Below are 22,052 nucleotides of genomic sequence, written 5' to 3' on the forward strand. Positions count from 1 at the left end.
CTAGCAGTAATTACGCCATCACGAATCTGCCCTACTGTCCGGTTTGGGACGTGACCGCGTCCTGACAGGCCTGACGCGGCTGGTGGAGGGTGCATCGCCGCTGGGCATCTACCGGCGGAGGCGGGCATGAGTGGTCAGGACGATGGCGGTCCGGAGAGTAAGGGTGAGGCGGCCGAGCGGGAGGCTGCCAAACAGCGCCTCCTGGCGCAGGCCGAGGCGGAGCGCGTACCGGTGGAGGACACGACCCGTGCGGTCCCGGACCGGCGGTGGCGGCGTGACCAGCGATGACCTGCCGATCGGCCGGCGGGTGGCGCGCTGGCGGGTGCGGCGGTCGATGACGCAGCAGATGCTGGCCGACCGGCTGCGCAGGTCGAAGAGCTGGGTGGACAAGGTCGAGCGGGGCGTGCGCACCCTGGACCGGTACTCGGTGATTCAGGAGCTTGCCCACGTGCTGCGGGTCGACCCGGAGGTGCTGCTCGGCCAGCAGCGGAGCACCCCTGCCGGCACGCCGGACGGGGTGGACGACATCCGGGCCGCGCTCGCCCGCTACGACACTCCGCAGGCCCCAGCCCAGACGCCGGAAGAGCTGCGGCGGCAGGTCGGGTACGCCTGGTTGACCTACCAGCACGCGCACTACGGGCAGTTGGTGCGGGTGCTGCCGGGTCTGCTCGACGCCGTCCAGGGCGCGCAGACGGCGGAGCTGCTGGTGCAGGCGTACCGGATCACCTCGTCGGTGCTGGTGAAGCTCGGCGAGGCCGACCTTGGGTGGCTGGCCGCCGACCGGGCGATGGCCGCCGCCGGCGACGACCCGATCCTGGCGGCAACAGCGGCCATCTCGGTCAGCCAGGCGCTACGCGCCTCAGGCCGAGACCGCCTGGCCCTGGCCGCGACGCTCACCTCCGCGACCCGCGTCCTCCCGCCCCTCACCCACCCGACCCCATCCCGCCTCGGTGATCATGAGGTTGACGGGCTGTGTAGAGATCAAACCGCCCGTCAACCTCATGATCGTCGAGGTGGGGGCGCGCCCGAGGCGCGGCGGTCGGCGGGGGAGTGGGCTGTGGGTGGGACGTTGCTGCTCCAGGCCGCACTGGCCGCCGCTGGCTGCGGCGACACCTGCCGCGCCGACGAGCTGACCGACCGGGCCGCGGGGATCGCCACCCAGCTCAGGGGGTACGACGACCCGCACCGGACCAGCTTCGGACCGATCGTTGTCGACCTGGCGCGGGTGGTGCTGGCGGCGCAGCGGGGTGATGCCGCCGAGGCGGTGCAGCGGCACGCGGCGGTGATCCGGCGGGAGGCGTGGCGGCGGCTGCCGGCCGAGTATCGGGGCGCGTACCTGGTGGATGCCGCGCGGGCTTACCTCCAGGTTGGTGACCTGCGCGGCGCTGCACGTGCGCTGGTTGACGCGGACAGTGTCGCGCCTGCCGAGGTCCGGTGCCGGCCTCTGGTGCGTACCGTGATCGCCGACGTCGCCCGGGGCCACCCGGCACCGGCCGGCGTGGCGCGACTGGCGACGCTGGTCGGCCTCACCCGCTGATCGGCGGGGAACGTCCTTACACTGTGGTCGGTGATTCCAGTGAGCACCTGCGGGCCGCTCGATTGCCGGGACATCCGCGTCCTCTCTTGGGGTGCCGGCTGGGTATGAGGGTGAGATGAACTCGAAAAGGGCTGGGATGGAGATCGTTCCATTGGATGCCGCGACGACGGCTGGCGCGCAGGCGGTGGGCGGAAAGGCCATGGCTCTCGCCAGGTTGATGCAACGCGATGTCCGGGTGCCGCCGGGCTTTTGTGTCACCGTGGAGGGGATGGAGCGCATCGAGTCCGGCCCAGCTTGGGCCGAGCCCGTCATGGAGGACGACTAGGTCAACCGCTCACAGCGTCGCCCCCCCGCCCTGCCGGATGGCCGGTGCGGCGACGCGGTTCCATTGTGGAACGCTACCCAGTCGCTGCCCTCAGGGCGAGAGCATCAAGCGCGTCCAGGTGGTCGCGTCCGTGGTGAGCAGAAGGTGATCCGGCTCGCCGGTGGTGCCGTCGTCCCGGCCGAAGAGCCAGGCGTACCCGGGCGCGACGCTGATCGAGCCGACGAGCGGCCCGTACTCCCGGGCTAGCGTGAAGGTCCGCCCGTCGTCCCGGCTGACCAGGAGTCGCGCGAGAGGCCTGGACTCCGTGCCTCCTCCCGCTGTGATCGCCAGCAGGGATCCGTCGGAGCCGGCCGTGAGGTCCCAGTGCGCCCGCACCGGCAGGTCGGCGCCGGTGTTCGTCCAGGTCTTCGCACCGTCCGTGGTTCTCAGCAGCCGCATAGAGCCGCCCGCGGTCAACGGCTCGGTCAGCAGGTACCCCTCCCGGTCGTCGAGCCCGACGAACGCCACCACAGACTCGTCGGCCCCCACCTCCCAGGTGGTCCAGGTCGCGCCTCGGTCGCCGCTGCGGGCGACGGTCGCTCCCGAGGAGCTCGAATTCAATCGGTACGTCGCCCAGACAGTGCCGTCCGGGCTCGGGTAGAGGCTGAAGAGTGGATGCCCCGAAGGTGCTTTGCCGGCGAGCCGGTACACGGTGCCGGTCGACGGATCAACCGCCAGTGGCTCCTGCACCGCCCCGCAGAAAAACCCGCAGAAGACCGCCCGGGCCGTCGCCGGGAACGAGGGAACCGCCACGATCGCCTGGTCCCCGTCCCGCCAGGTACGGCCGTAGTCGGTGGAGAGGCGGCGCAGCCCAGCGTCGCTGACCAGGTAGGACCGGTCACTGAGGATGGAAAACTCGAGATTCCCGAACGTCGAGGGAGGGCTGGCCTCGCATCTGGTGCCCCGGAACTGGGCCGCGTCCCAGTCCGACCAGCTCCGGCCACCGTCGTCGGTTAAGGCGAACCGCAGGACACAGCCGTCCCTTCGCACGTCGACGCCGGAGTCCGGGCCGGTCAGCGTGAAGTCGCCGGAGTGGTCGGGCCGGGGTGCCGGTCCGACCGGCAACACCGGGTTGGTCCGGTCCGATCCGGCCACGAGCGGTACGGCCGCCACGCCGGCCAGTGCGACCAGGGCGGTCGCCACCGCGGCGACCGACCGATGCCGGCGGGACCGGGCCGTGGACCGCAGCTCGTCGAGGGGCGGCTGCCGGACGGCCTCGCTGATCCTGTCAACGTCGAATCCAAAGAACTCACGACCGGACATTGGTCCTCCCGCTATCCGTGACATCGGTGGGGTCGGAGTCGGAGAGCAGCACGGCCAAGGCCTGCCGGCCCCGGGAGAGCCGGGACTTCACGGTCCCGGCCGAGACGCCCAGCGTGGCGGCGACCTCGTCCACCGGCAGGTCGACGAGGTAATGCAGGGCAAGGGCTTGTCGCTGCCCCTCGGGCAGCCCGCGCAGCGCGGCGAGCAGGGCGAGGTGCTCCGGCGAGCGGTCGGCGACGGCCGGCGGCGGGCCGATTCGACGCAGCAGCCGATCGAGTACGCGTCGGCGCCGGTAGCGGCTGCGGGCCTCGTTCACCGCGACGCGGCGCAGCCACGCCTCCGGGTTCTCCAGCTCGGCCAAGCGCCTCGGTGCGACCAGCGCCTTGGTGAATGCCTCCTGGACCGCCTCCTGCGCCTCGTTCAGATCGCCGGTCACCGCGTACAGCTGGACCACCAGGCGTCGGAAACAGCCGGCGTAGAGCCGGGAGATCAGATCACCGTCGGACACCGTCACCCCTCTCTTCCCACCAATCCCACCAACGGGGAGGGAGGAAGGTTCCGGTGAGCGACCCGATTATGTCGGTCGGCGGGATCCTTCGAAGAACTTGATGCTGAATCCGGTGTCGGTCGTCGGACCGGGCACGTTGGTGCCGGCCTTGGCGCGTACGGTGATCGCCGAAGTCGCCCGGGGCCACCCGGCCCCGGCCGGCGTGGCGCGACTGGCGACGCTGGTCGGCCTCACCCGTTGACCGGCTGCTGGCTCGATGGGGGAGGGGCCGACCAGGTCAGTCGGGGCATACTCGGTATGCTCTGCGGCCATGCGACCTGGTGACCGCACGGTGGCGCTCGTCTCCGTGGTGGGCGGACTCCTGCTCGGCCTTCTCGACTTCTGCTGGATCAAGTGGCTGCCGTTCCCCTTCGCCGAACTCGGCAACTCCACCGCGACCTGGGCGGTCGCTGCCTTCTTCTTCGGGTACTGGGTGCGGTCCGGGCGGCTGCGTTCGGCACTCGGTGCCGCCGTCCTGCTCGTCGTCGCGGTGCCCAGCTACTACCTCGCGGCGGCGCTCCTGCAGGGCGATGACCTCGCGGTGCTCTGGGCACCGTCGTCGCTGGTCTGGATGTTCTTCGGCGTGCTCGCCGGAGTGGTCTTCGGCACCGGTGGGACCTGGGCGCGCGGCGCGGGGTGGCGGCAGGTCGTCGGGATCGCGATGCCGGCCGCCGTGTTCTTCGAGGAGGCGGCCCGGTTCGCCGGTAAGGCGACCGACCCCGACTACGGGGCCAGCGCGTGGTGGAACGTGGCCATCGACCTTGCGCTGGGCCTGCTGATCGTGGTGCTGACCGGTGGGTCGCCTCGTCGGCGGGCGCTTGCCGTCGCGGTGGCCGTGCCGCTGGCCGGCGCGATTCTGGTGAGCTTCGCGGTGGCCAGCGGGACCGTCTCGTCGGCCGGTTGGTAGTGCTGACGCGCAGCACACCGCCAACGTCCGACGAGCCTGTGGGGTGCGGGGGGCCTCAGTACGGCAGGTCGATGCCCTGGCGGCGGGCGAACTCGCGGTGGGCGGTGACGACCGTGTCGATGAAGTAGGCGGCCATCTCGTCGGCCCGCAGCACCTGGGTCGTTTCGACCTTGAAGTTCTCGTCGCAATAGTGTTCGGCGGAGCTGACGCGGGGCTGCGCCACGAGAGCGTCCCGGAGGAAATCCACGGGCTCGTCCCCAGCGTCGACGATGAACTTCACGCCGTCGCCGAAGCTCAACTCCCAGTGCAGCCCGTCGGCAGTACCGATCCAGAGTTGTCGGCAGAGCGCGGCGCTGCTCTGGGCGAAAGCCTCCCGCATCGAGCTGTCGTCCGAGCAGATCGCCGGCAGGACGCTCGGGGTGCGGCCGATGGCCGCGGCGACCGGGGGGAAGCCGGCGAGTCGGTCGACGCGGTAGAAGAAGTAGCCCGGGTCGCCGGTGGGATCCTCGGACTCGATGCCCGGCACCGCGTACGCGGGTAGTTCAGATGTCATCGGTTCATGGTCCTTCGTGGTGAACGCGTCGGGGGCCGGGCTGGCGGCCCGGCCCCCGACGAAACCCGGCTAGCTCAGCGGGAAGTGGACCTGCGCGGCGTCGCGCGCGCCCTGGTGGACGTGGACAGCGTCTCGCCACACTGGTCGGCGCCGGTCGTTAAGGCGTCCGGATCATTCGAGGAACTTGATGCTGAACCCGGTGTCGGCCGTCGGGCCGGGCACGTTGGCGCGGTGGTAGGTGGTGTTGCCCCACCAGCAGAAAGTGCCGGTGTGCCAGTACCGGTTCGCCCAGGAGTACGGGGTGCCCTCGGGTGCGGCGTGGAACATCAGCGGGAACCTCGGCCCGGCGGGTGGGCTCGTGGCGATGTCGCCGTTGAGCCGCACGAAGCTGTGGTGGCCAGGCCCGTTCTGGGATCCCAGCCTGCCATCATGGAGCCGAACAGGCAGCCGTTCGACTTGACGCCCACGCGGGCGTGGGGATAAGCGGTGAACCAGCAGCGCCTGTCCGGGCATGTCGAGGCTTATCGCGGCGTACACATGAAACCAGTTGCGGACGGCGGTGTTCTCCACTTTCACGGCGGCGTCCATCAGTTCGTTTTGGCCCGGCCAGTCCGACTGCGCCGGTGCTGGCGTGCTTGACGCGAGCGGCGGTTGCGGTGCCGCCGACGCGGCGTCGCCCGCGGCGGGTAGAGCGAGCGTCAAGTCGGGCCTTCGCGGCGCATCACCGCCGCACCTGGCGACCCGGGACCTGGCGGTTCCGCAACCACTACGCGGACAGCGCGGCCTTTGTCCGGTTTATGCGCGGTGGCGTGGTCGGCCTGATCATGATCGACTCGGTTTCCGTGATGTCGGGGTGTCAGGGCATCCCGGATGCCCCAGTATCCGTGAAGGCGAGTGGATCATGCCCGGGGCGGATGGTCTCGGCCTACTCGGTGCTCGATCGGCCGTGACCACGCAGCGCCCCGAGCCGAGGTGCGCCTGGCGGCAACGGCGCCGCGATCGAGGGCGGGTTCGAGCTACCGCAACTGGCTCAGCTCAACGTCGAGGACCAGGTCTTCGTCACGGCGTTCGTGCGGTGCCACGGTTCCATCAAGGAGATGGAGCGGATCTTCGGGGTGAGCTACCCGACGATCAAGTCACGACTGAACCGGATCACCCAGATGCTCGACTTCGTCGAGACCGATCCGGCGCCGTCGCGGGCCGACATCATCGATCGGCTGCGCCGCGGCGAGATCACCGCACAACAGGCGCTGACCGAGTTGGACGGTGGCACATGATGCCGCAGTTGGTGACCGTCCGGGTCGCGCGCCCGACGGGTCGTGCCGTCCGGCTGTGGGTGCCGGTGCTCCCCGTGGTGCTCCTGATCCTGGCCGCGCTGGGGGCGGTCGTCGCGTGCCTGGTGTACCGCATCGAGGTGATGCGGGCATTCGGCACCGGCTGGCGGCTTCTCTGCGCGATGCCGGGCACCCGGGTCGACGTCCGAGAGGGCCGTACGGGTGTGCTCGTCAGTATCCGGTAAGGAACAACAGGAGGTTGCTATGAAACGACCAACGCAAGGACATCCTCGACATGCTGGCCGAGGGGAGGATCACCGCAGACGAGGCCGAGCAGTTGATCGCCGCGCTGGAGCGGGACCAGCCGCCGGTGGCCGCGAGTGCCGACATCCGGCCGAAGGCCAAGGCGAAGTACCTGCGCGTGCTGGTGGACACCACCGACAACGGCGAGCCGGGCCGGGTGAACGTCCGGGTGCCACTGCAACTGCTGCGAGCCGGCGTACGGCTGGCCGCGCTGATCCCCCCGCAAGCGCTGGCCCAGGCTAACGCGGAGCTCGCTCGATCGGGCGTTCCGCTCGATCTGTCCCAGCTCAAACCCGAGCAACTCGAGGCTCTGATCGCGCACCTCGACGAGGTGGCCATCGAGGTCGACCAGCCCGACAGCAAGGTACGTGTCTTCTGCGAGTAGCCGCCCGGTGGCTTCTCCTGCCTCCAGGACTCCTCGGCGGCGGAGTGCCACTGTTCGGCCGGTTCCCTGGACGGAGGTCCGACGTTGCGGGCCTGCTGACCCACGAAGGGTCCAACCGTGAATCCGGCTCACCGTGGGGGCGGGTCGTACACAAGGGACAGTAGAGGTCGAGATGCTGATCATCGCCGAGGAGCGGGCGACGTACCCACCGGACGGTCGGATGCCCAACCTGGAGACCGACGAGCAGGCTTGCGACGAGATCCTGACGCGGATCACGCCGCTCCTGCCCACCGATCTCCGGGGCGAGACGGTCGGTAGGTTGTTGACCTGGTCTGCGAGCACCCTGCTGCTTGATAGCAATTTCGCGACCTGGGCCGAAGCCATCACCGCCGCGAAAAGGTATGCGCAGGGCGAGATCGCGGGTGCCACCGACAGTCAACGGCATCGTGACGAGGCCATCGGCGGCGACGATCTGGCGAAGCTCGCCACGGCGGTGCTGAGCACGGGGCGGACCGACGACCCGCAGATCCAGCTGCGCGACAAGAGCCGCCAGTGGGCCAACTGCGGCATGGCCGCGTTCCAGATCCGTGAGCAGTTGCGCAGCAAGGCCGGCGACCCCGTCCGCGTGTCGACCCAGACCTATGGGGCTGGGAAGGGCGCGGCGCTCAAGCAGGCACTGCTCGTCCGGCCCGCCAGCGCGGAGATCGTCCTGCTGCTCGAATGCCAGTTCCCCCAGGTGCACAACTTCATGATCGAGGTGGAACCCGAACCCGCGTTTGAACGTCGCCGCCGCGCCCTGCTTATCGCTGTGGGCGGTGATCAGGGTCGCGTCCAGGTCGATGACCACCCACCCGGCCAGTAACGTGCCCGCCACACTCAGCCAGGGGAATCCATCCGGCCTGCGGGCCAGCAGATCCCAGACCCGGGCCCGGACCTTCGCCCTGGCTCAGACGCTGCCAGGAACTCGACATGCTGTCGAAGACAGAAGCCGTCGCCTCCATGCTGAATCGGCATGCACACGTTTGTGGGCGGGAACCCTTCCGATATCGCCTGGGCGCTAAAGTGACGTCGGTCAGGGCAGAATCTCGACGTACCCGTCGCTGCCGTGCACGCGGATCCGCTGCCCATCGGCGATCAGCCGGGTGGCATCGACCACGCTGACGACAGCGGGTAGGCCGTACTCGCGTGCGATCACCGCGCCGTGTGTCATCAATCCTCCGACCTCCGTCACCAGGCCGGTGATGGCGACGAAGAGGGGCGTCCAGCTCGGGTCCGTGTGGGTGGTGACGAGGATGTCACCCGGTTCGAGATCAGCCTGGGCCATGTCCAGGATGACGCGGGCGCGCCCTTCGATGGTGCCGGCAGAGACCGGTAGGCCGACCAGGGCGCCGGTCGGAACGTCGTCGCGTCGGTACGCCCCGGTGATGACCTCGCCATCCGAGGTCAGCACCCGGGGCGGCGTGAGCGCCTGGTACGACCGGAACGCGTCCCTGCGCTGCTGGACGAGCTCGCCATCGACCTGGTTCGAGCGCACGACGTCGTGGAGCTCCTGGAACGTGAGGTAGAAGATGTCCTCCTTCTCGGGGAGCACGTTGGCCTGCACGAGGCGCTCGGCCTCGTCGAGCAAGGCCTGCTTGTAGACGAAGTAGCGGCTGACGATGCCGTACTTCGGGTACTCCCGATAGCCGATGAAGGTCCGGACCTGGTCGATCATCCGCTTGGTCTCGTCGGCCTTCTGCTCCCCGTCCGGCAGTGCCCGCAGGCGTTCGAGCACCTCCTGTTCCTTTTTCTGCGCCGCCTGCCGCCCCTCCTCGAAACGCCGCGCGGCGGCGCCCGGCTCGAAGAGTTTGATGTTGTCGAGGATCAGGGGCACGAGCGTGGTGGGACGTTCGCGCCAACGCGGCCTCGTGATGTCGATCTCGCCGACGCAGCGCATGCCGTACCGGTCGAGGTAGGACTCGAAGGCGTCACGCGCTTCGGTCCCGCCCGCGAACTTCGGCAACTCGTCCAGGAAGTCGTCGTCCTCGACGCCCCGCAGGAACGCCACCACCTCCGGATGCGGGCGGATCACGTCGGCGACGTCGAGCAGCGCCAGTCCCATCTCCGACGTGACGTTGCCGGGGGCCGACAGCGTGAGGGTGTCGGCCGCGTTCTTCTCGCCCAGCCATTCCCGCAGCTGGTCGTTGAGCCACCAGGTGGCCCCCATCCCCGCCATGATCGCCTGCATGCTCAATGGATCACTGAGGTTCCGCTTGTGCTCCTGGAATGCCTCCAGCAGGAAGTCGAACAGCGCCACTCCGGTCAACGTCGCGATGTCGCGCCGCAGGGCGGCGATGGACGTCTGGCTGCGCTCGACCAGCTCGGAGACGATGGCCGGATCGGTCTCGATCGGGGCGGGTGCGCCGCCGACCGTCGGACCGACGGGACCACCGTCCGGGAGCGTCGGGACGAAGTCGGGGCGGTCGAGGACGATCTCCAGCGCGTCCCTGATCAGCGGATCGGACCTCCCCATCATCTCCAGGAAGCCGGCGCGGCTCGTCGGCGATGCGAGCAGCCGGGTGGCGTCGACGAACAGCCTCCCGCCAGCCTCGTGCGTCGACGCTATGGCCGTCAGCTGCCACATGGAGAGCCCCAGTGGCTTCATGGGGTCGGTCATCATCTGCTGGTGACCGACGGAGAGGTAGACGTGGTTCCCCCCGTCGCCAGTCGCGGGGATCGGGAACAGCGTGGTGATCGGCCGGCTCTGGACGATTTGGAAGTCGTCGTCGACCAGGCACCATTCGATGTCCTGCGGGCGGCCGAAATGCGCTTCGATCCGTCGCCCGAGCTGGACGAGCCGCACGACCTGCGCGTCCGTCAGCGCTGGCTGCTCCTGCCGCTGCGGGTCGATCGTCACTTCCTGAGTCCCGCCAGTGGGCAGGGCGTGGATGGCACGCTGTTTGGCAGCGACCGTCCTGGCGACGATGCCGCCGTCGCGGACCGTGAAGACGTCCGGGTTCACCAGGCCGGAGACCAGGGCCTCGCCGAGACCGAAGCTGGCGTCCACGGTGGCGAGCTTCCGGTTGCCCGTGACAGGGTCGGCCGTGAACAGGATGCCGGCCGCAGCCGGGAAGACCATCTGCTGCACGACCAACGCCATGTCGACCGTACGGTGGTCGATGCCGTTCCGCAGGCGGTAGGTCACAGCCCGCTCGGTGAACAACGACGCCCAGCACCGGCTGACGTGCTGGAGGATCGCCGCCGACCCCAGGATATTCAGGTACGTGTCCTGCTGCCCCGCGAAGGAGGCCGTCGGCATGTCCTCCGCCGTGGCGCTGGATCGCACGGCGTAGGCGGCCTGTTCTCCGAACTGGGCGAGCGCGCGGGTGATTGCCGCCACCAGATCGCCAGGGATGGCAATCCCTTCGATGGTCCGGCGGATCTCCGCACTGAGCGCGCGGATCGCGTCCCGGTCATCCGGCTTCAGGCGCGACAGCTGATCGAGCCGATCGTTGATCGGCGCCGCTTCCGCCATGATCCGCCGGAAGGCGGCCGTCGTCACGCAAAAGCCAGCCGGTACGCGAATGCCGTCGATCCGCGACAGCCCGCCCAGGTGTGCGGCCTTGCCGCCGACGACCGCGACCTGCGTCTCGTCAACCTCTTCAAGATCCAACACGTACTGCTCGATCATTTCGATACCTCCCAGGCTGCCGTGCTCCGTTGCATTGCACTGGCCGACCGGTCGCCGCGTCCCCCGAACATCGACAACACACCCACGTCGTGCCCCCCATTTCCTCGCCGGTGCTGAGCCCGGCCGCCGATTCTGCGGCAAGACCCGGGTCTTGCCGCAAGCCCCCCAATGCGCTATACGTTAGAAGTGGCAGGGAGTGCGATCTTCCTGCCTTTGCTTTGTCGCCCGGCGCGGGCATCCCCGGCGGCACTGCGAATGGTCCAATAAGGCCATCGTGGTGACGCTTCGCTGATGGAGGAACGCGTGGACGGTGTGGAACTGCTTCTCGCTGCCTTGGCGCTAGGTGCCACGACGGGGGTTACCGACGCGACCAGCGCCCTCGTGCGGGATGGCGCCGTCAACCTGCGGGGTCTGGTGCGGCAGAGGCTGACCGGCCGTGGCCAGGAGGCGTTGCAATCGTTGGAGGTGGACGGGTCCGGGGTCTGGCAGGTCCGCCTCGCCGAGGATCTGATCCGCGTCGGCGTCGACCGGGACGAGCAGATCCTCAGCATCGCGCGGGACCTGCTGGCGCGCGCCGAGGCGGCCGGCGGACGGACCGAGATCGGGCATGTCGACCTGCGTGGGGCGCAGGGCGTCCAGCTCGGCAGCACCAACACCCAACACAACAACTACTACTGAGGCGGTCGGGCAGATGGGCAGCGGCCAGCCGGACGATCGCCGGTCGCGAGATGTCGACGCCCGCGACGCCCGGGGCGTGCAGGTCGGCGACAACAACGTCCAGCACAACAACTTCGGCCCGGTGGTGCGGTCGGCCTACCTGGCGGAGGTCCGCCGGATCGCCCCGGCCCGGCTGCTGAGCCGGGAGGCCGACCTGGCGCGGCTCGCGGCCTTCTGCACGGGCGACGGGCCGGACGCGTACCTGTGGTGGGACGCCGCTTCGGGGGCCGGCATGACGGCGCTGATGTCCTGGTTCGTGCTGCACCCGCCGTCGGGCGTGCGGGTGGTGTCGTACTTCGTCGCCGCGGGCCGCACCGAACGGGAGAACCGCGCCGCGTTCGTCGACGTGGTGCTGGAGCAGCTCGTCGAGCTGACCGACGGATCGATGCCGGCCCACCTGACCAGGTCAACGCGAGAGGCGCACCTGTTCGGCCGCTACACGGAAGCGGCCGAGGCGTGCGCACGGCGTGGCGAACGACTGGTGCTGGTCGTCGACGGGATCGATGATCGGCGGAACGCGTCCGGCGTCGCGGCGCTGTTGCCGGACCGGCCGGTCGGCGGGTTGCGGGTCGTGCTCGCCACGGGCATCGGTTGGCGGGTCCCCGCCGACCTGCCACAGCATCACCCGTTACAGAAGTCGAGCGGTCCCAGACTCCTGTCGCCATACGTGGGCCCGGCGGAAGAGGCCCGGCTCAGGGCGGAGCAGGCTGGGCGGGACGACGAGCGTGGTCGGCGGGAGGCAGAGCGGCAACGCGCCGCGGACGAGCTCCGGGATGCGCAGCGGCGGGCCGACCAGTGGCGCTCGGCTGAGGCGGCGCGGACGACTCCAGCGGCCCGGTTGGCGGCCGTCCGGCGGGCGCTGGTGTTCGTCGGCGGTTGGACGGGCGCCCTCGTGTTCCTCGCCTGCCTGGCCGGATCCTGGTATGACCTGCGGGTCGCGGGCATCCTGAGCGCCCAGATCGTGGTGGGCGGACTGGGGGCCACGCTCGGGCTTGTGCCGGCCGCGTTCCGGCTCGGTGCCGCATACGATCCGGCGCCGCGGTCGCCCGCCGCCTGGTTTGCGTCACCCCGGGTCATGGTGGTCCGCGTGGGCGCCGCGCTGACCTTCGGCTGTGTGGCCGGGGCAGGCGCGGCCGACTACCTCGACGCCCGCCATGACCGGCTGTTGGAGCGGTCCCTCGGCATAGGTGGGGCCCTGCCCTCCTTCGGGGAAGGGGTGGCGTTCATCTTCCTCGTGCTGGTCGCGCTCGGCTGTGGGTTGGCCGGCCTGCACGTCGCCACCGCGGCCGTCGGTCCGTGGCAGGAACGGCGCCGGGCGGAGGAGCGCGCGCACCGGGCAGCCACCGACGCGGTGGCCGCCGCGACCGAGCAGGAGGCGTACGCGGCGATGGCCGCCGACGCGATGTCCGTGAACCCGGCGGATCGGACCCAGGCGTACCAGGATCTGCTGGCCCGGCTGGCGGGTCGGCCCCGGCGTCGCCCGCCGCGCTGAGACCCGTGAGGAATTGATCATCTCTCGCACATCGGCTAGCGTGCGCGTCCGTGAACCGCTCTCGAATTGCCACCGCGCTGCTGATCCTTGCCGCCACGACGGCTCTCACCGCCTGCGGTGACCAAGACACGGCGACGACCGCCGGATCCACGCCGCCTGCCCCCACGGCCGCCGCCGCAACCTCAGCGGACGCCTCCCCGACCGCCGCGCCGGCCTCGTCGGTCGCGACGGGCGCCATGAGCGACAAGAAGCTCTGCGAGACGGTGAAGAAGGCCAGCGACGAGATGAAGGCGGAGGTCCTGAAGGCCGCCATGGCTGGTGAGCCGTCGGCCGCGGATTACAAGAAGATCCTGACGGAGCTGGAACAGAAGTTGACCACGGCAGCCTCGACCGGCGGTGACACCAAGCTGGTCGCCGCCCTGAAGGAGTTCGGCGCCCAGGCGTCCAAGGCCGCAGCGGCGGCGGACCCGGCAACCGCTGCCGACAACCCGGCCTTCGAGAAGGCCGGCAAGGACATCACCGCCGCGTGCAAGGCGGCCGGGATCAGCGTGATTTTCTGACCATAGTGGTCTATTCATCGTCGGACGGCCCCTCTCTCAGGCGAGGGAGCCGTCCGACAATGAACGTGCAGGGGCGTTGGTCAGCCGCCAGCGAGGCGATCTGGTTCCCAGGCGTTCATGAAGTCACCATGCATGGACGACGGCTTGCCGGAGGAGAGGCCGCGCACCAGAACTGGTTACTCCCGGCGTTCTTCGGGGTGTCCACCTGCCTCTTGGCGCAATGCCGTTCAGTTAAGGCATCAGGGCTGGTCAGCGCGGTGAGCTGACGAGGGGTCGACCGGGCATCGGTGCATTCTGCGACTCTGTGCCTGCGGCGAGACCTTTCTTCGCGCTGGGCGGCTGGATGGCCCTGCCGGCCTCCGAGGACACCGGCCTCCTGCTCGCCGCGAACGCGGTCAGCGAGGGCTACTTCACCCGCGAGTACGGCCTGCTCTACCGCAAGTGGCCCGGCCAGGTCACAAGCCAGGCTGCGCACCGGGAACCGGCCGAGTACCAGGCGCGCATGGGAATCATCGAGGCCAGAGCCAACGCCCTGGCTTCGATGATCCCGCACGGCTTCGCCGGTAGCGCTACGGCGTAGCCCGGGTAGCACGTTGCGCCCCAACAGCTTCTGCTCGACCCGGTCGGCCACCTCGTCGTGCCCGGCCCCGCGGAGCAGCCTCACCACCCGATCGAGGGTGAGATCCGCGCCGCCGACGAGCTGGTGCGCCGAGTACAGGTGACCTCGGACGCGGTGGATCGTCTCCAGCGCCTTGCTTAACTCGCCGAGCGCTTCGACGGTCGTGTCATCGACCCTCGCCTGCCGGGAGTGTTCCTCGTCCACTGATGTGTCATGACCTGGTATATCGCCCGACTTACCCCTGTCTCTTCTCGTTTGAGCTGGCGAGGCTGAGGGGCTGGCCCGCGGTGCACCAGCTGGGCTCGGTGTGGCCACTGGTCATCGTCTTTCACTTGAGTGGCGGATTTCGGGGAACGGAGTGCGGGTAAGCCGTTGTGCCGCTCGTAGAACTCGCCACCTGACCTGATCAAAGACGGTTAAAACCCGAAGGAGTTGAACGGCTCTGGGTCAACACGGAAGACACGGGTGATGTCGGCCAAGGCGCCGGGACGGTGGGGGCGGATGCGTCCGGCCGCAGCCAGGACAGCAGCCGACATCCCGCCGAGATACAAGGAACCGAGCGCCTGGATGTCCATCGTGAGGTCAGGCCGCGCATTAGTGGGAGAACACGTTGCGCCCTCGGGGGTAACTACCAGGTGCCAGACGCCAGTGTTGCCCGGACACATGGTGTCAGCATCGATGGCGATCGTCAGATCCGCGGTGCTTTCGTAGGCACGCGCGGCCAAGGCGGTCGGTAGGTCCAGGATGCGAAGCCACAAGTTGTCAGACTGCCGAGTGATCCGCATCGCGCGTGGATTGCGCAGTAGCCAGCGAAGCGGCTCGTCGATCGGCCGAGACGGTGTCACGACCTTTCGGGTGAGATCGAAGTCGGTCAGAAGCATCCACATCGCGCGGTAGGCGTCCGAGCTCACCGCCTGGAAGCCGTCGACGACGAGCGTTCCGGCGTGTTCCAGGGCCGGCGACCACGGCAGCCGGAAATTCGCAACGCCGTCAAGCTTGCCTTGCGGATTGCGATGCACCAGATACCGCATCGATCCGTCAGAGCCGGCGGGGTCATCCGTCAGACCCGCCCACTGGTCGGGCTGGGGGGCGAGTTCACCGACCTGACGATGACGGATCTGCTCGTGGATCTCCGGCCAGGCCAGCCGCGCCGTCGCGGCGTCCACCAGCTCCAGAGAACCCGACGCCGGCTTTCGATCGATGAACATGGCATCGCTGCGTTCCAGCTCCCATCGAACACGCATCGTCGCCGGAGAAAACCCGAAACGTCCGTAAATTCCGCCCTCGCTGGCACTCAGGGCCGCCAGCGGCTCGCCACGCCCGAGGGCCTCGTCGAACATCGCCTGCATGATGCCGCGGAGGAGTCCCTGCCGGCGGTGGGTCGCGATCACCCCCGTCGCAGTGACACCGCCGAGCGGAACGGGACGCAGGCCGGGGGCGGTTATGGCCAGCGAGACCATCGCCGATCCGCCCACCAGCTTCCCGTCAACGAAAGCGGCCTGGGGATGGAAGTGATCGGCCATCACCTCGTCGGCCCAGCACTCCAGCTGCTGATCGGTCGCCGGCTTGTTCGGCTGAGGCCATGCCTCGGGGCCGCCGTGCCACGCTGCCGGTGCCGGCTCCCAGTTCGGCAGTCCGTTGGCGAACGGCAACACCTTGAGGTAGTCGACTGCCTCGGCTCGGGTTATGGGTCGGATCTCGATCTTCACGGCCCGTATCTTTCAGATCCACCGGGGCTGGTGCAACGAGGATTCGGAGCCCCACCACACGCCCCTGGCTATGACCACAGGCTGCGAAGGCAAAGTCCACAACCTCCACGTGCTGCTCCGGGGCCGGCAGCACCTGCCGCCGCAGGGCCTTCGCCCCCAAGCACACCGAAGACCTTGGAAACCCGACCTCGGCAGCTTGCTCACCAGCGACGAGCCATGACCCCCTCTGGCGTCGCCTTCGACCACGAGCAGGCCCGGCGGGAAAGGCTTGACGGTCGACGGGTCTTTTACCCGCGAGCCGTAGTAGATGCGCATGCTCTTGAAGGGGTGCCTGCATCAATTCACGGGGGAACGAATTAAGGTTCGACCGAGATGGACGGCGACAGCGCGCGGAGGAAGTCGGGCGCGTCGAAGATCTCGCCGGCGGAGGCAACGCCGCTCGTCCTCGTCTGGCCGGTGAGAATGCGGCGGACCGCCTCGACCGCCAGGGGCGCGCTGACGGCGTAGATGTCCTGGCCGCTGGCGACGACGCGTCGCTGCGTGTCGCCGGAGCGCACGATGACGTCGACCGTGAACGTCTGCGCGGACCGGCCGAGCGCGTCGATCGCGACCGGTGCGTTCCCGGCGGCCAGGCCCGTGGCGGCGTCGGCGGTCATGTACGTGCGCACCTCGGAGATGACCAGGTGGCTGGGGACGGTGACGACGTCGGTCATGGTGAACTCGCCGAAGACGCTCCGGCGGCCCAGCGGCTCGGGAAAATCCCACTCCATCCTCGGCAGGTCGTGCTCGTCGACGTAGTACTCGAGCCGGCCACCGGTGTAGCGGACCCGGCGACCACCGCGCCGCTCGCGAGAGACGGTGCCGGCGGCGAGGGTCCCGGCCGTGGGATGCCAACTGCTCAATCCGTACGCGATGTGCGCCTCGTCCGCCGACGTCCAGTCGCCCATCGCCGCCGTCACCAGCAGATCGCCGAGCCCGCCGAAGAACGCCATCGCCGGGACCACCGCGACGCTCGCGGTCCGGGCACGTTCGGCGAAGTGCGTGAACGTGTCGACGTTGGCCTCGATCTCGGCCGCCACATCCACGTACGGGATCCTGGCCCGCAGGGCAGCCTCGATCACCGGGGCGGCGGTCGAGGCGAACGGGCCGGCGCAGTTGATGACCGCGTCCGTGCCCGTCAGCGCCCGGTCGAGTGAGGCCGGCTCGTCGACCGACGCCACCCGGTATTCGAGCGACTCCGCCAGCGCCCGGAGCTTGCCCTCATCACGACCGAGGAGGAGTGGGACGAACCCGCGTTCGCTCAGCTTTGTCACCACGAACCGTCCGGTGTGTCCATACGCCCCGAACACCGCCACGCTCTGACTCATCGGTAGGTTCCCCTCAGAAGATCGACTACGGAGAGCCTCCCAGCGGCGGTCGCCCTCGACGAGTGTCGGGAACGCCATACCCCGTACAGTTTCGGACATGGGCACCATCGCGATCGCCGCCACCGACGGGATGCTGCACTTCGAGGTGGCCATGGCCTGCGAGGTCTTCGTCCACGACCCGTCCGGTCTGGGACACCCGTGGTACGACGTCGTGGTCTGCGGCCCAGGCCCGGTCCGGATCGGCCGCTTCCTGATGGAGCCGGACGACGACTTGGACCGCCTCGCCCACGCCGACACCGTGATCATCCCCGCCGTGGCGGACATCGACGCGGACGTACCCTCCGACCTGCTCGACGCCGTCCGTGCGGCCCACGAGGCGGGCGCCCGGATGGTCTCGCTGTGCACCGGTGCGTTCGTGCTGGCCGCCGCCGGGGTGCTGGACGGGCTGCGCGCCACCACCCACTGGGCCCACACCGAGGCGCTGGCCGCCCGCTACCCCCGGGTGCGGGTCGACCCGGATGTGCTCTACGTCGACAACGGCACCGTGCTCGCGTCCGCCGGCAAAGCCGCCGCGATCGACCTGTGCCTGCACCTGATCCGCCGCGACCACGGCTCAACGGTCGCCAACGCCGTCGCCCGCCGCCTGGTCGTGCCCCCGCACCGGGCCGGCGGTCAGGCCCAGTTCGTCACCACTCCGGTGCCCGCCCGCGACGACCACCGGCTCGCCACCCTGTTCCCCTGGGCGATGGAACGGCTGGACCAGCCGCTGACCGTGGAGGACCTGGCCCGCCAGGCGAACATGAGCTCACGCCACCTGGCCCGCCACTTCAGGTCCGCAACCGGCACCACCCCGCTGCAATGGCTGTCGACGCAGCGGATCCGTCGCGCCCAGGAGTTGCTGGAGAACAGCGACGACAGCATCGACGTCATCGCCGAGGCGGCCGGCATGGGCACCGCCACGACACTGCGCCGGCACTTCCACCGCACCGTCGGCGTGCCTCCGGACGCCTACCGGCGTACCTTCCGCAGCGCCTGACGGCACCGCCCCGACCCGGTCACCCCGGCCGTTCCTGCTCGTCACCGCGGCTTCCGGGGGACGTCCCCGAAGCGAGCACGTACCGCACCGGGACGGTGATGTCGTCGAGCACGGGGCCCAGTTGCCGCTCGCGGAGAGCCTGCCGTCGGCCAGCGGTATTCGACTGGTGACGCGGCACGCGTACCGCTCAGAATGTCCGCTATGGCGAAAGAGCACGTGCTGGCGAAGGTCGAGGCCGACCTGCGGCGTGGGCACGTCCACCCCGCGATGCAGCGGCTGTCGAGCCTGAACGCCGCGTACCCCGACGACCTGGAGCTGCGCGATCGGCGTGCCGCGCTGTACCGGCAGGTGGGCAACGTGGCCGAGGCGGGGCGGTGGGGGTTCCTCAGCGAGGACGCCAGCGTGGAGGAGATCACCGCGTTCGAGAGGTCCTGCCCGGGGGCCTGGCAACGCCTGCTCGGTCTGAAGGTGACCGGGGACCCGACCGAGCGGCTCGGCCCGGTGGCGGGCGCGCGGCTCGGTCGGTTGGTCGAGCAGGCCGGGCAGGAAGGCCCCACCCCGGTCGCTTGGACGGAGGGCGGGCCCCGGCCCGGGGAGGCCGGCTCGTGGCAGGACGATCTGGGCTGCCTGGTGGCGGCGGTGATCGGTCTGATTCTGGTTGCTCTGACCGTCGTCGGCCTGATCACCGTGATCCGGTGGGCGCTGTAGGCCGCCGGGCTTGGAGGACACGTCGCCGATCGTGCTGCTCGCATCGGACGTTCTGCTGCGAACCGGGCACAGGCGTCACATGTACGGCATAACGTCACGGTGGCGGCACCGCCGCTCCGCCGGCCCGCCGGCGGTCACGCCGACCGGACGGGATCGGACATGGACCGTGTCGACACTGTGCTCCTGCCGGAGCTGGACGGGCCGGTGCCGGCGACGCTGCCGAGCACGCTGGGCCTGCTGAGCCTGGCCCTGGGCGTCGGCGCCCTGGTCGCGCCCGGGCCCCTCGCGCGACTGATCGGGGTGCACGACTCCGCAGCGGCGCGGGCGGTGATCCCGGCCGTCGGCGTGCGGGAGTTGGGCAGCGCCGCCGGCCTGCTCAGCGGCCGTCGCCCGGCCGGCTGGGCCTGGAGCCGGGTGGTCGGCGACGCCATGGACCTGACCCTGCTCGGCCGGGCCCTGGCGGACCGCAGTGGTGAACAGCGCCGCCGGCTGACACTGACCAGCGCCGCGATCGCCGGCATCGCCGCCGTCGACGTGCTCGCCGCCGTACGGATCGGGCGGGCGCGACGCGCGCGGGCCCGGTTGATCCGGATGGAGATCGCGGTGACGGTGAACCGTTCACCCGCCGAGGCGTACCGGTTCTGGCGGGACATGGAGAACCTGCCCCGGTTCATGGCGCACCTGGAGTCGGTGCGCGCCGACGACCTCCGCCGTTCGCACTGGATCGCCCGCGGCCCGGCCGGTCACCGCGTCGAGTGGGACGCCGAGATCATCGACGACCAGCCGAACAGGTCGATCACCTGGCGTTCGCTGCCGGGCACCCGGGTGCCCAATGCCGGGCGGGTGCGGTTCGTGCCCGCGCCCGGTGACCGGGGCACCGAGGTTCGGGTGGAGTTGCGCTACGCGCCGCCGGCCGGCGCGCTCGGCCGGATGGTGGCGAAGCTCTTCGGTGAGGGACCCGAGCAGCAGGTCCGCGACGACCTGCGTCGGTTCAAGCAGGTGCTGGAGACGGGCGAGGTCGTCCGCTCCGAGGGCAGCCCCAACGGCATCTCCGTACGCCAACAGGCCATGCAGCGCCCCGCCCAGCCGCTGCCGCCGTCTCGCCGCCGCTGACGCACCCGAGCTCCGAGAGGGACCGAAAATGAAGGCCACCGCCTGGATGGGCACCGACAGCGTCAAGGTGATCGACGTACCCGACCCGAAGATCATGAATGCGCGGGACGCGATCGTGAAGATCAGCACCACCGCGATCTGCGGCTCCGACCTGCACCTCTACCACGGCTACATCCCCGCCATGCGCAAGGGCGACATCCTCGGCCACGAGTTCCTGGGCGAGGTGGTGGAGGTTGGCCCGGAGGTCCGCAACCTCAAACCCGGCGACCGGGTGGTGGTGCCCTTCCCGATCGCCTGCGGACACTGCTCGTCCTGTCAGCGCGGCCTCTACTCGGTCTGCGAGAACTCCAACCCCAACGCCGGCATCGCCGAGAAGATCATGGGCCACTCGCCGGCCGGCATCTTCGGCTACTCCCACCTGCTCGGCGGCTACGCGGGCGGTCAGGCCGAATACGCTCGGGTGCCGTTCGCCGACGTCGGCCCGCTCAAGGTGCCCGACGAAATCCCCGACGACCAGGCGGTCATGCTCGCCGACGCGTTCCCGACGGGCTACATGGGCGCCGAGATGTGCGACATCAAACCCGGGCAGGTGATCGCCGTCTGGGGCGCCGGGCCGGTCGGGCTGCTCGCCGCCGCCAGCGCCCGGCTGCTCGGCGCGGAGCGGGTCATCGTCATCGACCGGTTCGCGTACCGGCTGCGGCTGGCCGAGGAGCACATCGGCGCCGAGACGATCAACTACGAGCAGGCTGACGTGCTGAACACGCTCAACGAGCTGACCGCCGGCCGAGGGCCCGACGCGTGCATCGACGCGGTCGGCCTGGAGGGCCACCACGGCAATGCCGCCGTCTACGCGTACGACCGGGCCAAGCAGGCCACCCGCACCGAGACGGAACGGCCGTTCGCGCTCCGGCAGGCGATCCTCGCCTGCCGCTCCGGAGGGGTGGTCTCGGTCATCGGCGCGTACGGCGGTTTCGTCGACAAGTTCCCCATGGGCGCGTTCATGAACCGGTCGCTGGTGATGCGGACCGGTCAGTGCCACGTCCAGCGCTACACCCGGCCGCTGCTGGAGCGGATCCAGCGCGGCGAGATAGACCCGAGCTTCATCGTCAGCCACCGGATGCCGCTGCGTGACGCCCCGAAGGGCTACAAGATCTTCCAAAAGAAGCAGGACGACTGTACGAAGGTGCTGCTCACGGTCTGACCGGGCGGATGACGCCGCGTCGCGTACGGTGGCGGCGACATTCGGAGGCATCGGGACCGCCCGCTGGCCGAGGCGGCGGAGCTGCTGCGCCCCTGGATCACCAACGAGTACGAGCACGACGGCCTGCGGGAAAGCGAGGGCCGCGTCCTCGACCGGCTGATCCGCCTGGTTCGCGGCGAGATGTGAGGCCGTGTCCGCCCGATGACGCACAGTCCGGGTCGACGCGTGACCCCGTTTGCGGCCAGGGAGCCGGGGAACTCGCCCCGTTCGTCCGCCGGCAGGCCTGACGGCCGGTCGAGGAGACGGAAGGAGCGGGTCATGGAGTACGAGCAGATGATCACCACGGTACGGCGGCGCGCGGACCTCGGGGAGAACGAGGCCGTGCGGTCCGTACAGGCCGTCCTGTCGGTGCTCGGCGAACGGCTCGCCGGACAGGAGGCCGACAACCTCGCGGCACAGCTACCGGAGCGGCTGGACACGTCCGTCACCCGTAACCCACAGGGCCGCCGGTGGGACGTCGGCGAGTTCCTGAAGCACGTCGGCGACCGGGAGCAGGTCGCGGACGCGGACCAGGTGCGTCAACACGCCTCGGCGGTGTTGCGTACCGTCGCCGAGGCGCTCAATGACGACGAGCGTCACGACCTGCTCGCTCAGCTTCCCGCCGGCATCATCGATCTCTTCGGTGTTCCCACCCCGCGCGGCTGAGCACCGCCCCCGGCCGCAACGC

The 22,052-nt window shown here is 69.8% G+C and carries 25 protein-coding genes and 1 pseudogene; 18 read left to right on the top strand and 8 right to left on the bottom strand.

The features are described 5' to 3' along the window. Positions 1-126: 126 nt before the first annotated feature. From OG811_RS25760 to OG811_RS25770, 3 genes are all read left to right on the top strand, one after another. Complete coding sequence (locus tag OG811_RS25760) at positions 127-288, top strand: hypothetical protein (RefSeq protein ID WP_406069388.1); 162 nt, start codon at positions 127-129, stop codon at positions 286-288. Continuing rightward, positions 275-1,537, top strand: a complete 1,263-nt coding sequence (locus tag OG811_RS25765) for a helix-turn-helix domain-containing protein (RefSeq protein ID WP_406069390.1) — start codon at positions 275-277, stop codon at positions 1,535-1,537. The genes OG811_RS25760 and OG811_RS25765 overlap by 14 nt, the downstream gene beginning before the upstream one ends. A 136-nt stretch (positions 1,538-1,673) precedes the next feature. Beyond that, entirely contained in the window at positions 1,674-1,862 is a 189-nt protein-coding gene (locus OG811_RS25770; protein ID WP_406069392.1) for a hypothetical protein, read from the top strand. A gap of 90 nt (positions 1,863-1,952) precedes the next feature. Here OG811_RS25770 and OG811_RS25775 read toward each other — a convergent pair whose 3' ends face one another. Next, positions 1,953-3,164 carry a WD40/YVTN/BNR-like repeat-containing protein gene (locus OG811_RS25775; RefSeq protein ID WP_406069394.1) on the bottom strand — a complete coding sequence of 404 codons (1,212 nt, stop codon included), beginning with the start codon at positions 3,162-3,164 and terminating at the stop codon, positions 1,953-1,955. Then, positions 3,151-3,672, bottom strand: a complete 522-nt coding sequence (locus OG811_RS25780; protein ID WP_406069396.1) for an RNA polymerase sigma factor — start codon at positions 3,670-3,672, stop codon at positions 3,151-3,153. Before OG811_RS25780 ends, OG811_RS25775 begins: the two co-directional genes overlap by 14 nt. A 112-nt stretch (positions 3,673-3,784) precedes the next feature. Here OG811_RS25780 and OG811_RS25785 point away from each other — a divergent pair, with 112 nt between their 5' ends. Then, the gene (locus OG811_RS25785) at positions 3,785-3,913 is read left to right on the top strand and encodes a hypothetical protein (RefSeq protein WP_406069398.1); all 129 of its coding nucleotides are present in this window, start codon (positions 3,785-3,787) and stop codon (positions 3,911-3,913) included. Between the two features lie 69 nt (positions 3,914-3,982). After that, a complete protein-coding gene (locus tag OG811_RS25790) occupies positions 3,983-4,618 on the top strand; it encodes a DUF6518 family protein (RefSeq protein WP_406069400.1) in 636 nt (211 codons plus the stop codon). 55 nt (positions 4,619-4,673) lie between these two features. Here OG811_RS25790 and OG811_RS25795 read toward each other — a convergent pair whose 3' ends face one another. Both OG811_RS25795 and OG811_RS25800 read right to left on the bottom strand, forming a co-directional pair. Next, positions 4,674-5,171, bottom strand: coding sequence for a hypothetical protein (locus tag OG811_RS25795; RefSeq protein ID WP_406069402.1), 498 nt, complete (start codon positions 5,169-5,171; stop codon positions 4,674-4,676). A 171-nt stretch (positions 5,172-5,342) separates the two neighbouring features. After that, positions 5,343-5,873 (bottom strand): hypothetical protein, encoded by a 531-nt coding sequence (locus OG811_RS25800; protein WP_406069403.1) that lies wholly within the window; start codon positions 5,871-5,873, stop codon positions 5,343-5,345. Between the two features lie 368 nt (positions 5,874-6,241). Between OG811_RS25800 and OG811_RS25805 the strand changes: the two genes are divergently transcribed. The 4 genes from OG811_RS25805 to OG811_RS25820 all read left to right on the top strand — a co-directional run bounded on the left by OG811_RS25805 (position 6,242) and on the right by OG811_RS25820 (position 7,995). Next, complete coding sequence (locus tag OG811_RS25805) at positions 6,242-6,448, top strand: DUF2089 family protein (RefSeq protein ID WP_406069404.1); 207 nt, start codon at positions 6,242-6,244, stop codon at positions 6,446-6,448. Beyond that, positions 6,448-6,690 (top strand): hypothetical protein, encoded by a 243-nt coding sequence (locus OG811_RS25810; RefSeq protein ID WP_406069406.1) that lies wholly within the window; start codon positions 6,448-6,450, stop codon positions 6,688-6,690. The genes OG811_RS25805 and OG811_RS25810 overlap by 1 nt, the downstream gene beginning before the upstream one ends. Before the next feature lie 41 nt (positions 6,691-6,731). Beyond that, a complete protein-coding gene (locus tag OG811_RS25815; RefSeq protein WP_406075911.1) occupies positions 6,732-7,133 on the top strand; it encodes an SHOCT-like domain-containing protein in 402 nt (133 codons plus the stop codon). Positions 7,134-7,305: 172 nt separating this feature from the next. Continuing rightward, positions 7,306-7,995 (top strand): hypothetical protein, encoded by a 690-nt coding sequence (locus OG811_RS25820; RefSeq protein WP_406076020.1) that lies wholly within the window; start codon positions 7,306-7,308, stop codon positions 7,993-7,995. Between the two features lie 210 nt (positions 7,996-8,205). On the opposite strand, the gene rph is transcribed toward OG811_RS25820, so the two are convergent. Then, positions 8,206-10,803: a rifamycin-inactivating phosphotransferase gene (gene rph, locus OG811_RS25825; protein WP_406069408.1), complete on the bottom strand. Its 2,598-nt coding sequence runs from the start codon at positions 10,801-10,803 to the stop codon at positions 8,206-8,208. Between the two features lie 291 nt (positions 10,804-11,094). Between rph and OG811_RS25830 the strand changes: the two genes are divergently transcribed. The 4 genes from OG811_RS25830 (at position 11,095) to OG811_RS25845 (ending at position 14,152) form a co-directional block, all read left to right on the top strand. Continuing rightward, the gene (locus OG811_RS25830) at positions 11,095-11,481 is read left to right on the top strand and encodes a hypothetical protein (protein ID WP_406069409.1); all 387 of its coding nucleotides are present in this window, start codon (positions 11,095-11,097) and stop codon (positions 11,479-11,481) included. A gap of 13 nt (positions 11,482-11,494) precedes the next feature. Then, the gene (locus tag OG811_RS25835) at positions 11,495-13,012 is read left to right on the top strand and encodes a hypothetical protein (protein ID WP_406069410.1); all 1,518 of its coding nucleotides are present in this window, start codon (positions 11,495-11,497) and stop codon (positions 13,010-13,012) included. Between the two features lie 50 nt (positions 13,013-13,062). After that, on the top strand, positions 13,063-13,572 hold the full coding sequence (locus OG811_RS25840; protein ID WP_406069412.1) for a hypothetical protein: 510 nt from the start codon (positions 13,063-13,065) through the stop codon (positions 13,570-13,572). Between the two features lie 304 nt (positions 13,573-13,876). Next, positions 13,877-14,152 carry a hypothetical protein gene (locus OG811_RS25845; protein WP_406076022.1) on the top strand — a complete coding sequence of 92 codons (276 nt, stop codon included), beginning with the start codon at positions 13,877-13,879 and terminating at the stop codon, positions 14,150-14,152. On the opposite strand, the pseudogene OG811_RS25850 reads toward OG811_RS25845, so the two are convergent. From OG811_RS25850 to OG811_RS25860, 3 genes and pseudogenes are all read right to left on the bottom strand, one after another. Then, positions 14,153-14,416: pseudogene (locus OG811_RS25850) on the bottom strand (hypothetical protein); the annotation flags it as partial. Positions 14,417-14,607: 191 nt separating this feature from the next. Then, positions 14,608-15,900: a GNAT family N-acetyltransferase gene (locus tag OG811_RS25855; RefSeq protein ID WP_406069414.1), complete on the bottom strand. Its 1,293-nt coding sequence runs from the start codon at positions 15,898-15,900 to the stop codon at positions 14,608-14,610. Between the two features lie 356 nt (positions 15,901-16,256). After that, positions 16,257-17,267 (bottom strand): saccharopine dehydrogenase family protein, encoded by a 1,011-nt coding sequence (locus OG811_RS25860; RefSeq protein ID WP_406069416.1) that lies wholly within the window; start codon positions 17,265-17,267, stop codon positions 16,257-16,259. 97 nt (positions 17,268-17,364) lie between these two features. Here OG811_RS25860 and OG811_RS25865 point away from each other — a divergent pair, with 97 nt between their 5' ends. From OG811_RS25865 to OG811_RS25885, 5 genes are all read left to right on the top strand, one after another. Continuing rightward, the gene (locus OG811_RS25865) at positions 17,365-18,303 is read left to right on the top strand and encodes a helix-turn-helix domain-containing protein (protein WP_406069418.1); all 939 of its coding nucleotides are present in this window, start codon (positions 17,365-17,367) and stop codon (positions 18,301-18,303) included. A gap of 201 nt (positions 18,304-18,504) precedes the next feature. Next, positions 18,505-19,011, top strand: a complete 507-nt coding sequence (locus tag OG811_RS25870) for a DUF6584 family protein (RefSeq protein WP_406069419.1) — start codon at positions 18,505-18,507, stop codon at positions 19,009-19,011. A gap of 159 nt (positions 19,012-19,170) precedes the next feature. Next, positions 19,171-20,124, top strand: a complete 954-nt coding sequence (locus tag OG811_RS25875; protein ID WP_406069420.1) for an SRPBCC family protein — start codon at positions 19,171-19,173, stop codon at positions 20,122-20,124. Positions 20,125-20,152: 28 nt separating this feature from the next. Beyond that, positions 20,153-21,325 carry a zinc-dependent alcohol dehydrogenase gene (locus OG811_RS25880; RefSeq protein ID WP_406069422.1) on the top strand — a complete coding sequence of 391 codons (1,173 nt, stop codon included), beginning with the start codon at positions 20,153-20,155 and terminating at the stop codon, positions 21,323-21,325. 318 nt (positions 21,326-21,643) lie between these two features. Continuing rightward, positions 21,644-22,030 (top strand): DUF2267 domain-containing protein, encoded by a 387-nt coding sequence (locus OG811_RS25885; RefSeq protein ID WP_406069424.1) that lies wholly within the window; start codon positions 21,644-21,646, stop codon positions 22,028-22,030. The last annotated feature ends 22 nt before the right edge of the window (positions 22,031-22,052 follow it).

It is taken from the genome of Micromonospora sp. NBC_01638, assembly GCF_045209745.1.
Lineage (GTDB): Bacteria > Actinomycetota > Actinomycetes > Mycobacteriales > Micromonosporaceae > Micromonospora.